This is a genomic window from Microbacterium sp. (genome assembly GCF_051953575.1).
In the GTDB taxonomy this organism is placed as follows: Bacteria; Actinomycetota; Actinomycetes; order Actinomycetales; family Microbacteriaceae; genus Microbacterium.
The window spans coordinates 1-13,002 of record NZ_JBQCIP010000292.1 but is presented as its reverse complement, the minus strand read 5'-3'; the positions used below and the strand labels follow the sequence as shown (position 1 = coordinate 13,002).

The window sequence follows — 13,002 nt, the reverse complement described above, 5'->3', positions numbered from 1 at the left end:
CGTCGCGCTCGCGACGATGATCGTCGGCGTGCTCGGCGCGGTGGCGCAGGCCGAGCTCAAACGCATCCTGTCGTTCACGCTCGTGAGCCACATCGGCTACATGATCTTCGGCCTCGCGATCGCGACGCCCGCCGCGATCGGCGCGACGATCTACTACATGGTCCACCACATCGTGGTGCAGACGACCCTGTTCCTGGCCGTCGGCCTCGTCGAGCGTAGAGCGGGCTCCACCTCGATCCTGCGGGTCAAGGGCCTCATGAAGGCCGCGCCCGTGATCGCCGTGCTGTACTTCATCCCCGCGATCAACCTCGGCGGCCTGCCGCCGTTCTCGGGCTTCATCGGCAAGTACGCGCTCTTCGATGCGGCGGCCCAGGTCGGCACGCCGATCATGATCGTGCTCATGGTGGGCGGCATCGTCACCTCGCTGCTCACCCTCTACGCGCTCATGCGCGCATGGAACCTGTCGTTCTGGCGCGAGGACGAGGACTCGGCCGAGACCGAGGCGCGCATCTCGTACCTCGGCGCGTCGCCGGCGGCGGCCGTCGAGACCGAGCGCCGGGTGATCCCGAAGATCATGACGGCCGCGACCACCGGCATGGTGGCCATCACCGTGGCGCTGACGGTGTTCGCCGGACCGCTGTACGACGTCTGCAACCGCATCGGTGAGGCGCTGCTGCAGCCGGTGTCGCTCACGCAGCTGCAGGACGACTCGGCCGGGACGGAGAAGGCGCCATGAGCCCCGACCTGCCCCAGAGCCGCCTCCGCCGCGCAGCCACCACGACGTGGCGCCAGCTGCCGTTCTTCGTGTGGCTCATCGCGCTGTGGATGCTGCTGTGGGGCCAGTTCACGTGGCTCGCCTTCTTCACCGGGCTCGTCGCCGCGATCGTCGTGACACGCGTGTTCCGCCTGCCGCCGGTCGAGCTCTCGGGCCGCGTCAACCTGTGGTGGGGCTTCGTGTTCGTCGTCGAGTTCCTCGTCGCGGTCGTGCAGGGCTCGCTCACGGTCGCCTGGCAGGTGCTCGACTTCCGCCACCGGCCCGGCACGGCGATCATCGCGGTGCCGCTCGTGACCGACGACGATCTGATCATGACGCACGTGGGCGTGACGGCATCCCTCATCCCGGGGTCGCTCATCGTCGAGACCGATCGCGACCGCCGCATCCTGTACCTGCACGTCATCGGCGTGCGCGGTGACGCCGACGTCGAGAAGCAGCGGGCGAGCGTGCACCACTGGGAGGAGCGGATCGTCCGCGCCGTCGGCTCGCGCGCGCAGCTGCAGGCGATGAAGGATGCCGCGACCGCGCGTTCCGCCGTCGCCGGAGGAGGTTCGCGATGAACGTGATGCTGATCGCGATCTACGTGATCTTCGGGATCGCCGCCCTGCTGACGCTGTGGCGCATCGTCATCGGGCCCTCGATCCTCGACCGGGCCGTGGCATCCGACGTCCTCCTCACGGAGGTGATGTGCGTGCTGGGGGCCGAGATGGCGATCAACCACCACACGCGCACGCTGCCGGTGCTGCTCATCATCGCGGCGGTGGGCGTGTTCGGGTCGATCTCGATCGCCCGGTTCGTCGCGAGAAGGGACCAGGAACGCTGATGGATGCCGCGCTCGATGTGACCGCCCTCGTCCTCATCCTGATCGGGGCCCTGCTGTGTCTGACCGCCGCGATCGGCCTGCTGCGGTTCCGCGACGTTCCCACGCGCCTGCACGCGGCGACGAAGCCCCAAGTGCTGGGGCTCATCCTGATCTGCCTGGCGATCGCCCTGTCGCTGCGGTCGTGGCCGGTGGTGGCCTTCCTGGTGCCGGTGGTGCTCATCCAGCTGGCCACCGCGCCGCTGTCGGCGCATATGGTCGGGCGCCAGGCGTACCGCAACGGCACGATCGACGAGGTGTCCCTGTACGTCGACGAGCTCGTCGAGTCCAAGCGCACGCCCCCCGCGTCGGGCGGGTGAGGCGCGCGAGCGGTGAGCCGCTTAGGCTGGCCCGGTGACGAAACCGCTGGATGAAGGGCCGTTCTTCCACGGCACGAAGGCCGATCTGCACGAGGGCGAGCTGCTGACCGCGGGGTTCCGCTCGAACTACCGCCCCGAGATCGTGATGAACCACATCTACTTCACCGCGCTCCGCGACGGGGCGGGGCTCGCGGCGGAGCTGGCCGCCGGCGACGGCGAACCGCGGGTCTACCTCGTTGAGCCGACCGGTCCGTTCGAGGACGACCCGAACGTGACCGACAAGAAGTTCCCGGGTAACCCGACGCGCTCGTACCGGAGCACGGAGCCGCTGCGGGTCGTCGGCGAAGTGCACGACTGGACGCGGCTCACGCCCGAGGCGCTGCAGCAGTGGCGCGACCGACTCGCCGAGCTCGCCGCCGACGAGCGGGGCGCGATCATCAACTGAGGTGCGTCAGTGGGCCGCGTCAGGACCGGCGCTCGGTGAGGTGCACCTCGACCTCGTCGCCGTCGGTCTTGCCGATCGCACGGCGGACGCCCGACGCGATCGGCAGCTTGTGGGTGCCGTCACCGAGGGCCATGAAGGCGCCCTCGAAAGGCTCGCCGTCCACCGTGCCCGCCACCTTGACGAGGCCGCGGGTGCCGAAGATCGTCGCGGAGTCCGGCAGCTGCACGCACGTCCAGGTGTCGCCTTCGCGCACCTTGCCGAGCGTGGCGGTGAAGCGGATGTCGAGCGGTCCGGTCGTGCGAGTCATGGCGTCCTCCGTCGGTGCCTTCCGTCACGAGTATGTCTCGGACGGCCTCTCACCGGAATGACGATCGGGCCTCGCCGTGATCGACACCGGCCGGGCGCATCGTCTTGCCGGCGGCCGCCGCGAGGTCGACGGCCGTGCGTGCGATCGTGCGCTGCATGACGGCGACAGCGGTCGTCGGGGCCATGTCGGCGGGCCGAGCCAGGCTGATCGTGCGGGTGAGTGTCGAGTTGCGCAGTCGCACGGCTCGCAGGCCGGGTCGCTCGACGAGCACCATCGCGGGGACGATCGCGACCCCGAGGCCTCGCTCGACGAATCGCAGGACGGCATCCATCTCGGCGCCCTCCACCGCCGCACGCGGAGTCAGCCCGGCGGTGCGGAAGGCGGCGTCGGTCGCGGCGCGGAGGTCGTAGGCGCGGCTGAACACGACTTGGGGGAGCGCGGCGACCTCGGCCAGTCCGATGGAGTCGCCGTCGGTCACCGGCGCCGCGGCGCTCGACGAGATCACGACGAGCTCCTCGACCAGCAGCGGGGTCACGGTGAAGCGTTCGGGTGGTGCGGAATCCGATGTCGTGACGAGCGCGAGGTCGAGCTCGCCGGCCCCGAGTTCTTCGAGCAGCCGTCGCGACCCGTGCTCCGAGATCTGCAGCTCGATGGCGGGGTGCGCGGCGTGGAAGGCGGTGAACACCTCGGCCACGAGGCTCACGCAGAGTGTCGGGGTGGCACCGAGCCGCACGCGGCCGCGCTGCAGACCTGCCAGCTCGGCCAGCTCGCGGCGCACCGAGTCGGCGTCGGCGAGCATGCGGCGGGCGAGGGGGAGCAAGGACTCGCCCGCGACGGTCAGCGTGCTGCCGCTTCTGGCGCGGTGGAACAGCTCCATGCCGAGGTCCTGCTCGAGGGAGGTGATCTGACGGCTGAGCGACGGCTGGGCGAGATGCAGTCGCTCTGCCGCACGGGTGAAGTTGCCCACGTGAGCCACTTCGACGAACGCTTTGAGCTGCTCCAGATTCACACCCATAGCCTATGCGCATCGATATGACCAGGATTATGCATTGGAGTAATCCAAAGGATCGACCTACCGTCGTCGTGTGATCCCCTCAGAACGACAGCTGTCCACCACCGTCCTCGTCATCGGCACCGGCGGCTCCGGCCTGCGCGCGGCCATCGAGCTCGCCGAGGCGGGCGTCGACGTGCTCGCCCTCGGCAAGCGTCCCAAGTCCGACGCGCACACCTCTCTCGCCGCCGGCGGCATCAACGCGTCGCTGGCCACCATGGACCCCGAAGACACGTGGCAGCAGCACGCCGCCGACACCCTCAAAGAGAGCTACCTGCTCGCCAACCCCGAGACCGTCGAGGTCGTCACCAAGGGCGCCGCTCAGGGCATCGACGATCTGGAGCGCTACGGCATGCCGTTCGCGCGCGAGGAAGACGGCCGCATCTCGCAGCGGTTCTTCGGCGCGCACACCTACCGCCGCACCGCGTTCGCGGGCGACTACACCGGGCTGGAGATCCAGCGCACGCTCATCAACCGCGCCGCCCAGCTGAAGGTGCCGATCCTCGACACCGTGTACGTCACCCGCATCCTCGTGGGCGACGAGGGGGCCGTGTTCGGCGCGTACGGGTTCGACCTCGAGGACGGCACCCGATACCTGATCCACGCGGATGCCGTCATCCTGGCCGCCGGCGGCCACAACCGCATCTGGCGGCGCACCTCGTCGCGCCGCGACGAGAACACCGGCGACTCGTTCCGCCTCGCGGTCGAGGCGGGCGGCCGGCTGCGCGACCCCGAGCTCGTGCAGTTCCATCCGAGCGGCATCATCGAGCCCGAGAACGCCGCGGGCACGCTCATCTCCGAGGCGGCGCGCGGCGAGGGCGGGATCCTGCGCAACGGCCTGGGCGAGCGCTTCATGCACAAGTACGACCCCGAGCGCCTGGAGCTGTCGACGCGCGACCGCGTCGCGCTGGCCTGCTACACCGAGATCAAGGAGGGGCGCGGCACTCCCAACGGCGGTGTGTGGCTCGACGTCTCGCACCTGCCGCGCGAGGTCATCATGACCCGCCTGCCGCGCGTGTACCAGACGATGCTCGAGCTGCAGATGCTCGACATCACCAAGGAGCCGATCGAGATCGCGCCGACGGCGCACTACTCGATGGGCGGCGTGTGGGTGCGCTCGTCCGACCACTCGACGGACGTGCCGGGCCTGTACGCGATCGGCGAGGCCTCGTCGGGGCTCCACGGTGCCAACCGCCTGGGCGGCAACTCGCTCATCGAGCTGCTGGTCTTCGGCCGCATCGTCGGGCAGGCCGCGGCGGCGTACTCGGCAGCCCTGCCGGCGCAGAAGCGCTCTGCGGCCTCGGTCGAGACGGCCCGGAGCGAGATCGCGGAGCTGCTGGCGGCATCCGGAACCGAGAACGTCCGCGCTCTGCAGCGCGCGATCCGCGACGTCATGACCGAGCACGCGGGCGTCGTGCGCGACGAAGCCGGCCTGCGCGCCGGCCTGGCGGAGCTCGACGCCATCGAGGCGCGCATGGCCGACATCGGCGTGCACCCCGACATCGCCGGGTACCACGACCTCGCCCACGCGTTCGACCTCAAGTCCGCCGCGCTCGCCGCCCGCGCGACCCTCGAGGCCGCCCTCGAACGGCGTGAGACGCGTGGATGCCACAACCGCAGCGACTACCCGGACCTGGATCCGGAGCTTCAGGTGAACCTGGTCTGGTCGCCCGAGACGGGTGTCGTGCGGGAGGCGATCCCGCCGATCCCGGAGGAGATCGCTGCGCTCATGCGCGAGGTGTCGGTCGTCGGCAAGCTCGTCGAGTAAGGGTCGATCGAACGTCCTGGTCTGAGGTGTCCCACATCGGGAGGTGCCGGACATTACATAGCAGGGCGTCGATTCGCATGACGCCCGAAACCGTACAAAGGAGTTCGGATGCTGAAGACCGTTGTAGGAAGCGTGGCAGGAATCGGGCTGGCGCTGAGCCTCGTGGCCTCGAGTGCGGGAGCGCAAGAGCCGCGACCCGAACCGTTGACCCCTGTCGTCGCCGAGCCATCTGACGGCGGTGCCCAGCTTGAGGACCTCGCGACGTTCGCCAAGGAGCGAAACCTCCCTGTCGACCAAGTTGTCGAGCAGTACGCCGGCCAGGAGGACTTCTCACGGCTCGTCGCACAGATCGACTCCATCGACGCGAATGCTCTCGTGGAGGCCCGTTGGAACCCCGACTCGAAGCCCCACGGCGAATTTGTGCTCACCAAGACTGCCGACGCTGCGGCTGCGGCACTGCTGTCCAAGTCCGCGGATGTTCAGGTACAGATCGCGGACCTGCCATCACGCCTCCAGCGAGAGGCCGCGGTGGAAAGTGCCTATCAAGCCGTGTGGAATTCACGCGAGGTAACCAGTGCAGTTGGCTGGAGCGACTCTGAGACAGGCAAGGTCGTCATCGAGTACGTCGGCAGCCTCGATGAGTCACTGCAGATGGACCGCCGGGCGGGTGACTACGCCGGGTCGATCGAACTGCGTTCAGTCGGGTCGTTGGATAGTGGTCTCGCGTACCGCGGCGGAATGATCACCGGCAGCTGCACGGCCGCATTCGTCGTTCGCTCAGGGTCGACGTACGGAATCACCGGGAGCTGCACACTGCCCGGCGATCTCGATCTACGACGGCGCCAACTTCAGCCCGGTAGCTGTGCTTGCTTCGGGTAGCGGAGACCTGCGATGGTCTGCGGCCACGTCGGGGTCGCCCTCCAACGCCTTTCAATACAGCCCTGGGGCGTTTCGATACGCGGACAGCGGCCTCAATCCTGGGGTAGGTACGGTGGTTTGCAAGTACGGGCGGACCACCGGCTATAACTGCAGCACGGTGTACGGCACCGGTTATTGCAATGCGGGCTATTGCGGCCTCTACGCATCGACAGAGAACATTGTTGCCTCAGGCGACAGCGGTGGACCGTGGTTCTACGGGAACGGCGCGAAGGGCATCTCGAATGGTTACGGCCCTGTCGGTGGCGCCACCCGGTCCTTCTTTACGAGAATTGGCGCTGTGAACCTACTGAACACGGTTGTCTTCACAGGGTGACCATGCGGCCGTGGGGTGCTCTCGTCCTGCTGCTTGCGGCAGGTGTCTTGACGTCCTGCGCTGGCTCCCCGGAGTTTCTCGACAACGGAGCCGTGCAGGTAGCGGTGTATCCGGAACCTCAAGGCGTTCTAGCGATCGCTCAACCAGCAGATGTCATCGATCTCGGCGACGGCTGCGTCGGAGTTGAGCTACCCGGGTACGACGAATCGCCCATGATTCTCGCTGTGCCGTTAGGGAGCACGCTTGATGCGGATGGCAACATCTCGGTCGTCACCCCTGACATTCTCGAACTCGACGAACCAACGTTCGCGGTCGGCGACCAGATCCATATGCAGGCCGCGCACATTTACAGGAAGGGCGAGCACGTGCCCGACGACGTGCTCATACCTGACGCCTGTCCGAGCGTTGGAGTGTGGTTGATGCTGCCGTATTCGACAGACCTCGGCGGGTGAGAACCCCGGCGACTCCACGGGCGCCATGGTGTGGCCGTAGGCTCCGACGTGCAGCGCACGGGACGATGAGCACAGGAGGCCACGCCATGGCGCCGATCACCACTTTCGACCACGTGGGCGTGACGGTCCGCGACCTCGATGCGGCGGCGGCGTTCTTCGTCGCGCTGGGCCTCGAGGTCGAGGGCCGCACGTTCGTGGAGGGCGAGTTCCTCGACACGGTGTGCGGCATCCCCGACTCGCGCACCGAGATCGTCATGCTGCACGCCCCCGGCGGCGGCACGAGCGTCGAGCTGTCGAGCTTCGTGCGGCCCGAGCCGGTCGAGGGGTCACCCGCCGCCATGGCGAACGAGCTCGGGCTGCGGAGCATCGCGTTCCAGGTCGACGACCTCCGGGCCGAGGTCGCGCGGCTGGCCGACGCGGGCTACGGCCTGATCGGCGGCATCGGCGAGTACGAAGGGATCTGGCTGATGGCGTACGTCCGCGGCCCCGAGGGGATCACCGTCGCGCTCGCCGAACGCCTGCGCTGACCCGCCGGTCAGGCCACGTCGGCCTTACGGCGCTCCCGATACGCCTTCGCCTTCATGCGGCTGCCGCATGTGGCCATCGAGCACCATTCGCGGCGATGCCCGCGCGACGTGTCGAGGTAGACCTGCGTGCATTCGGGGCGCGAGCACTCGCGCAGCAGCGCGGCGTCGTCGCCGCCGATGATCTCGACCGCCTCGCGCGCCAGGTGTGACAGCGCCTGCCGCGGCGTGCCCGACCGGGCCCAGCCGTCGTCGGTGAGGGCGGCCGTGAGCGGCGGTTCGGCGGCGAGGGTGTTGACGGTGGCGACGGCGTCGGACGGCAGCGCACGATCGTGCAGGCGCGCCCAGACGAGGGCGTAGATCGCCTCGCGCACCTCGAGGGCCGCGTCGAGATCGGCAGGAGCGGATGCCTCGACCCGCGGCGCCAGCCCTGACTCGGTGAACCACGCGTCCAGGTCGGTCGGCGCGGTCAGCTTCTCGGTGGGCTCGTCGTTGCGGCGCGCGCGCAGCGTTCCGACGAAGTCGAGCGCGAGCGTGCCGCAAGGGAAGGCGTGGATCACATCACCATTCTGACAGGTGACACGTCAGGCAGGGTCGGATTTCGTCACCGGTTTGACAGGTGACGATCTCGGGTGCAGAGTAGTCACCATTCAAACCGGTGACGATCCGGTCGCAACCTGAGGAGAGATCATGGACCTGAAGCTCGAAGTCGTCGTCATCCCCGTCTCGGACGTGGATCGTGCGAAGGCGTTCTACGACGGGATCGGGTTCCGGCTCGATGCCGACTTCCGCTCCGAGCGGGGGCTGCGCGTCGTGCAGGTCACTCCGCCCGGGTCGGCGGCATCCATCATCTTCGGAGACAAGCTGACGACGGCAGAGCCCGGCTCCACGCAGGGGCTGCACCTCATCACGGCCGACATCGCAGCCGCGCGCCAGGAGCTCATCGCCGGTGGTGCCGAGGTCAGTGAGCTGTGGCACGACGCTGACGGCATCTTCCACTGGGCTGGCACCGAGAACCGCGTCGCCGGTCCGCACCCCGCCATCGACAGCTACGGCACGTACGCGTCCTTCGCCGACCCCGACGGCAATGGCTGGGTGCTGCAGCAGATCGTCACGCGGGCCCCGGGCCGCTGATCGCACTGGCGAGACGGAGCACGACGATGTCGAATCAGACACCGGTGGCCGACACCGAGACCTTCCTGCGCGAGCTGCTGATCAGCACCGCGGCGGCGCACGGCGTGCACGAGCGCGACGACCTCGGCGGTGTGTACGACGAGGACTGGCCCCGCTGGTACGCGGCCTACATGGCGCGGGAACTCACCGCCGCGGGGCACGCGATCGTCCGGAGCGAGCCGTGAACGTCGACCGGCGCCTCGAGCTCGCCGACGAGGCGGCGCTCGCGCGCTACCTCGTCGCGCTGCGCGACAGCGGCTCGGCACTCACGCCCGAGCTCGCCGCGGCCTTCGACGAGCTGACCCCCGGCCAGCTCGACGTGCTGGTCGGCCTGCTCGTGGACGAGGGGGCGGAGTCGTCGGCTCCGGGCCGCGTGCCGGCGGTCCCGGCCGTCGCTCCTCGGGCGCCACGAAGGGATGCCGCACCTCCGGCCGACCGCTCCTCCTGGTCGGGGCGCACGTGGACGGCCGTGCTGCTCGCGGCGTCACTGGCGACGGCGGCTCTGGTGTGGGCGTCGAGCCTGGTGCTCACCGCGCCGGCGACCTCGGCATCGACCGGCAGCGAATCCAGCGCGGTGGCCGATCCGGGCAGGACCGTCGACCTCGACGGTCTCGACCTCAGTGGTCTCGACCTCAGTGGTCTCGACCTGGGCTCCGACGGGGACTGGTGAGAGGCGCGGTCCCGCTCAGCTCTCGACGGTGAGGCGCAGCGCGTCGAGCAGCTGCGTCCACCCCGGCTCGAGGCCGGCGACGGCGGGATCGGCCTCGGCGCGCACGTCCGAGACGTCGATGCGCAGGCGCAGCGCCGTCGCCTCGCCCGAGCCCGAGAGCGTCACCGTGTGCCGCGCGGCGAACAGCGGCAGGCCGTCCGCTCCCACGGGAGCCAGGCGGAAGACGAGACGCGCACCAGGTTCGACCTCGTCGACCACACCCGTCGACGCATAGGTCGCCCCGGCGCCCTCGCGCAGCACGAACCGGACGGCACCGCCCGGGCGGGGGTCGAGCTCCCACGAATCCACCTCGAAATGCTCCGGCGCCCACCACCGGACCGCGCGCTCCGGCTCGGTCCACGCACGCCAGACATCCGAGACGGTCGCGGCCAGCTGCCGGTCGAACTCCAGCGTGCGGGCGCCGTCGTCGGCCACGGGCCGTGCCGCCTCGCGGACGATCGCGGCCTCGTACTCGTCGAGCACGGTGTCGTCGCCCGCGGGTGACGCCAGGCCGCCGAAGAACTCCGACAGCGCAGACATCGCGCCGCGATCGAGCCGCGCCACGCGTCGGCGCCCCAGCCTGTGCACTCGGATGACGCCCGCGGCTTCGAGCGCCTGGAGGTGCTTGGTCGTCTGAGGTTGCAGCGCGCCGAGATGCTCGGCGACCTCACCGACCGTGCACGCGCGCGTCGACAGCAGCTGGACGATGCGGAAGCGCGTCGGCTCTGCGATCGTCGCGAGCTGCGGCTGGACCTGGGGAGCCTCCACGCGGTCAGTCCTGCGCCAGGAGGGCGGCCAGGTTGTCGAGCTCGTTCGCGCGGCCGGCGACCAGCCGCTCGGTCCACACGTCGTCGTGCAGCGGCTCCATCTCCATGACGATGCGGGTACCCCCCTCGACCGGCGACAGCTCGACGACCGTGAGCTGCTCGTACGGCTCGTGGTCGGGCACGAAGTCGACGACGGACCGGTACGCCAGGTGGCGCGGCTCGTCGAGCTCGGTGAAGTGCTTGCGGGATTCGGTGGTCAGCGGCATCCCGTACTGCTCCATGAAGGCGATCTGCTCGGGGGCGGTCGCGGTCATCGTGTAGACGAGTTCGCCGCCCGGCTGCACCTCGATCTTCGTGACGTCGGTGCGGAAGCCCTCGGGCGCCCACCACGACGAGATGCCCTCGGCGGTGGTCCAGAGCTCCCACACGCGAGCGGGCGAGGCGGTGACGGTGCGTTCGATGATCTCGGTCATGCGCCGAGAATACATTCGTCTAGACGAATGTGTCAACGGTCCGCCTCGCCCCTCACGCAGAAGCCCGGTCTCGACGAGACCGGGGCTTCTGCGGATGACGGGAACGGGGCGTCAGGGCTTGAGCACCAGCGTGTCGGTGGTCTCGGCCGCCACGGCCTTCTTCGAGTAGGCCCACGGCGTGAGCTCGGCCTTCTGCCACGACGCCACCTGGTCGGTGTAGTTCGTGTGGAAGACGTGGCCGCTCTCGCCGGTCAGCTGGTTCCAGCGCGAGGCGTCGAAGTCGTCGAGGTCGATGATCATGCGCATGGACGGCACCGTGATGGTCGAGAAGTCGCCCGAGCCGAGGTCCCAGCCGGTCGCGTTCACGACCGACGAGCCGCCCCCGACAGGGAACGGGCCCCGGTTGAAGAACCACTCGATCGGCGCGATCCCTGACTCGCCGAACGTGCCGCTGTTGAGCGGCAGGGCGTGCAGCTCGCCCCAGTTCCATCGCGATTCGCTGTCGCCCTGCACATCGGCGAGGCGCTCGTAGGCGTCGATCGCCGATCGCTTGAGCATCTCGCGCATGCCCGAGACGCCGAGCTCGTCGTTGGTCCACCACGGCGACGCGTCGTCCGAGAGGAGCGAGTCCATCACGAGGAAGAGGCGCCCCGGGCCGGCCAGCGGCGCCGGGTTCTCGCGACCCTTCACGAACACGTTCTGCGCGAGGGTGTCCCACAGCACGCTGGCGTAGGCGGCGGCGGCCGAGTCGGCGCCGGCCTGGGCGTCCCATTCCTGCAGCAGCTTCAGCGCCGAATCGGTGCGCCGGTCGCCCGTCTCGATGTCGGCGAACGCGGCGGTCAGGCGCATGCCGATGAACGAGAAGTTGTCGGCCTGGATCGCGTTGAGGTCATCGGCGGTCACCGGTCCCTTCGCGATCGCCCGCTCGATGAGCTCGGTGATGCGCGCCGCGCGCCAGCCATAGTCCCAGTCGTTGGTGAGGAAGTACGTGTAGTCCTTGCCCACGATCGCGTTGTTCGCCGTGACGATGTAGCCCTCTTCGGGGTTGTACGAGACGGGCAGCTCTTCGAACGGGATGTAGCCCTGCCACGCGTACGCCGAGCTCCAGCCCGGCTGGGGCATCGAGCCGTCGGCGGCACCGCGGATGGGCAGCTTGCCCGGCGTCTGGTAGCCGATGTTGCCGTCGACGTCGGCGTAGATGAGGTTCTGCGCCGGCACGTCGAAGAGCGCAGCGGCGCCGCGGAAGTCGTCGAAGTCCTTGGCCGTGTTGAGGGCGAAGATGGCGGATGCCGTCGTGCCCGGCTGCAGCGCGGTCCAGCGCAGGCTCACGGCGTACTCGCCCTCGGGCGTGTCGGCTGGCGGCGGGGTCACCGTGCCACCGCTGCCGACGTACGGGTGCTCGGCGATCTCGGTGAAGTCGTCGGTGAGTCCCGACACGATCGGCCCGTTCGCGGTGGCGCGCACCTCGAGCGTCACGTCGTCACCGCCGGCGACCTTGAAGGTCTCGGTGTGCGTCTGCAGGGGTACGAGGGCGCCGTCGTACCAGTACGAGTCGCCCTGGATCTTCTCGAGGTAGAGGTCGGTGACGTCGGTCGTGAGGTTCGTGAAGCCCCAGGCGACGCGCTCGTTGTGGCCGATCACGACGCCGGGCAGGCCCGAGAACGAGAAGCCGGCGACATCGAAGGGGCATTCGTCGGTGACGTCGGAGCACTTCAGCTGGATCTGGTGCCACACGCTCGGCAGCGATGCGCCCAGGTGCGGGTCGTTGGCCAGCAGCGGCTTGCCGGTGTCGGTGTTGGCGCCCGACACCACCCACGAGTTCGAGCCGATGCCCTCGCCGGCGTCGCCGACGAGCTCTCCGACGGCCTCGATGACGCTGTCGACCTGGGTCCACTCGATCGACGACGTGGTGGCATCCGTCTCGCCCTCGCCCGTCGTGTCGGGCGCGGTGCCGACGGCGGGCACCGTCGAGATCTTCGGCACGATGACCGGATTGCGGTCGAACGGGTAGCCCGGGTACAGCTCGTCGATCTGCTCCTGGGTGAAGTCCGACGCGAGCACGGCGCGCTCGGTCTCGGCCTCGATGTTGCTGCGGAGGTCCCAGGCCATCGCCTTCAGCCAGGCGAC

Annotated in this window: 18 protein-coding genes; 12 read left to right on the top strand and 6 right to left on the bottom strand. The window is 69.2% G+C overall.

Annotation, left to right across the window (positions count from 1 at the left end; all coding sequences use genetic code 11):
- From ACTHNQ_RS18700 to arr, 5 genes are all read left to right on the top strand, one after another.
- Positions 1-736 (top strand): proton-conducting transporter transmembrane domain-containing protein (locus ACTHNQ_RS18700; RefSeq protein WP_440335446.1); only part of this gene is annotated, 736 nt, incomplete at its 5' end.
- The gene (locus ACTHNQ_RS18695; RefSeq protein WP_440335445.1) at positions 733-1,335 is read left to right on the top strand and encodes a Na+/H+ antiporter subunit E; all 603 of its coding nucleotides are present in this window, start codon (positions 733-735) and stop codon (positions 1,333-1,335) included. The genes ACTHNQ_RS18700 and ACTHNQ_RS18695, both read left to right, overlap by 4 nt.
- The gene (locus tag ACTHNQ_RS18690; protein ID WP_018173754.1) at positions 1,332-1,598 is read left to right on the top strand and encodes a monovalent cation/H+ antiporter complex subunit F; all 267 of its coding nucleotides are present in this window, start codon (positions 1,332-1,334) and stop codon (positions 1,596-1,598) included. The genes ACTHNQ_RS18695 and ACTHNQ_RS18690 overlap by 4 nt, the downstream gene beginning before the upstream one ends.
- On the top strand, positions 1,598-1,954 hold the full coding sequence (gene mnhG, locus ACTHNQ_RS18685; protein WP_440335444.1) for a monovalent cation/H(+) antiporter subunit G: 357 nt from the start codon (positions 1,598-1,600) through the stop codon (positions 1,952-1,954). Before ACTHNQ_RS18690 ends, mnhG begins: the two co-directional genes overlap by 1 nt.
- Before the next feature lie 34 nt (positions 1,955-1,988).
- Entirely contained in the window at positions 1,989-2,399 is a 411-nt protein-coding gene (arr, locus tag ACTHNQ_RS18680; protein WP_440335443.1) for an NAD(+)--rifampin ADP-ribosyltransferase, read from the top strand.
- A gap of 19 nt (positions 2,400-2,418) precedes the next feature.
- On the opposite strand, the gene ACTHNQ_RS18675 is transcribed toward arr, so the two are convergent.
- A complete protein-coding gene (locus ACTHNQ_RS18675; protein ID WP_440335442.1) occupies positions 2,419-2,706 on the bottom strand; it encodes a DUF1905 domain-containing protein in 288 nt (95 codons plus the stop codon).
- A gap of 49 nt (positions 2,707-2,755) precedes the next feature.
- Complete coding sequence (locus ACTHNQ_RS18670; RefSeq protein WP_440335441.1) at positions 2,756-3,721, bottom strand: LysR family transcriptional regulator; 966 nt, start codon at positions 3,719-3,721, stop codon at positions 2,756-2,758.
- A 70-nt stretch (positions 3,722-3,791) separates the two neighbouring features.
- Between ACTHNQ_RS18670 and ACTHNQ_RS18665 the strand changes: the two genes are divergently transcribed.
- From ACTHNQ_RS18665 to ACTHNQ_RS18650, 4 genes are all read left to right on the top strand, one after another.
- A complete protein-coding gene (locus ACTHNQ_RS18665; protein ID WP_440335440.1) occupies positions 3,792-5,525 on the top strand; it encodes an L-aspartate oxidase in 1,734 nt (577 codons plus the stop codon).
- 108 nt (positions 5,526-5,633) lie between these two features.
- Positions 5,634-6,404, top strand: a complete 771-nt coding sequence (locus ACTHNQ_RS18660) for a hypothetical protein (protein ID WP_440335439.1) — start codon at positions 5,634-5,636, stop codon at positions 6,402-6,404.
- Between the two features lie 369 nt (positions 6,405-6,773).
- Positions 6,774-7,229, top strand: a complete 456-nt coding sequence (locus ACTHNQ_RS18655; protein WP_155911429.1) for a hypothetical protein — start codon at positions 6,774-6,776, stop codon at positions 7,227-7,229.
- Between the two features lie 86 nt (positions 7,230-7,315).
- Positions 7,316-7,756 (top strand): VOC family protein, encoded by a 441-nt coding sequence (locus ACTHNQ_RS18650; protein ID WP_018173762.1) that lies wholly within the window; start codon positions 7,316-7,318, stop codon positions 7,754-7,756.
- An 8-nt stretch (positions 7,757-7,764) separates the two neighbouring features.
- Here ACTHNQ_RS18650 and ACTHNQ_RS18645 read toward each other — a convergent pair whose 3' ends face one another.
- The gene (locus ACTHNQ_RS18645) at positions 7,765-8,313 is read right to left on the bottom strand and encodes an ABATE domain-containing protein (RefSeq protein ID WP_018173763.1); all 549 of its coding nucleotides are present in this window, start codon (positions 8,311-8,313) and stop codon (positions 7,765-7,767) included.
- A 130-nt stretch (positions 8,314-8,443) separates the two neighbouring features.
- On the opposite strand from ACTHNQ_RS18645, the gene ACTHNQ_RS18640 reads away from it, so the two are divergent.
- From ACTHNQ_RS18640 to ACTHNQ_RS18630, 3 genes are read left to right on the top strand one after another with little or no spacing between them, the layout of a single operon-like run.
- The gene (locus ACTHNQ_RS18640; protein ID WP_440335438.1) at positions 8,444-8,887 is read left to right on the top strand and encodes a VOC family protein; all 444 of its coding nucleotides are present in this window, start codon (positions 8,444-8,446) and stop codon (positions 8,885-8,887) included.
- Between the two features lie 26 nt (positions 8,888-8,913).
- Positions 8,914-9,111, top strand: a complete 198-nt coding sequence (locus ACTHNQ_RS18635) for a hypothetical protein (protein WP_440335437.1) — start codon at positions 8,914-8,916, stop codon at positions 9,109-9,111.
- Positions 9,108-9,596 (top strand): hypothetical protein, encoded by a 489-nt coding sequence (locus tag ACTHNQ_RS18630; protein WP_440335436.1) that lies wholly within the window; start codon positions 9,108-9,110, stop codon positions 9,594-9,596. The genes ACTHNQ_RS18635 and ACTHNQ_RS18630 overlap by 4 nt, the downstream gene beginning before the upstream one ends.
- A 15-nt stretch (positions 9,597-9,611) precedes the next feature.
- Here the strand turns inward: ACTHNQ_RS18630 and ACTHNQ_RS18625 are convergent, their stop codons facing one another.
- From ACTHNQ_RS18625 to ACTHNQ_RS18615, 3 genes are all read right to left on the bottom strand, one after another.
- Positions 9,612-10,403, bottom strand: coding sequence for an SRPBCC domain-containing protein (locus ACTHNQ_RS18625; protein ID WP_440335435.1), 792 nt, complete (start codon positions 10,401-10,403; stop codon positions 9,612-9,614).
- 4 nt (positions 10,404-10,407) lie between these two features.
- Positions 10,408-10,875 carry an SRPBCC family protein gene (locus ACTHNQ_RS18620; RefSeq protein WP_440335434.1) on the bottom strand — a complete coding sequence of 156 codons (468 nt, stop codon included), beginning with the start codon at positions 10,873-10,875 and terminating at the stop codon, positions 10,408-10,410.
- A gap of 111 nt (positions 10,876-10,986) precedes the next feature.
- Positions 10,987-13,002: penicillin acylase family protein (locus ACTHNQ_RS18615; protein WP_440335433.1), on the bottom strand; the 2,016-nt coding region annotated here is incomplete at its 5' end.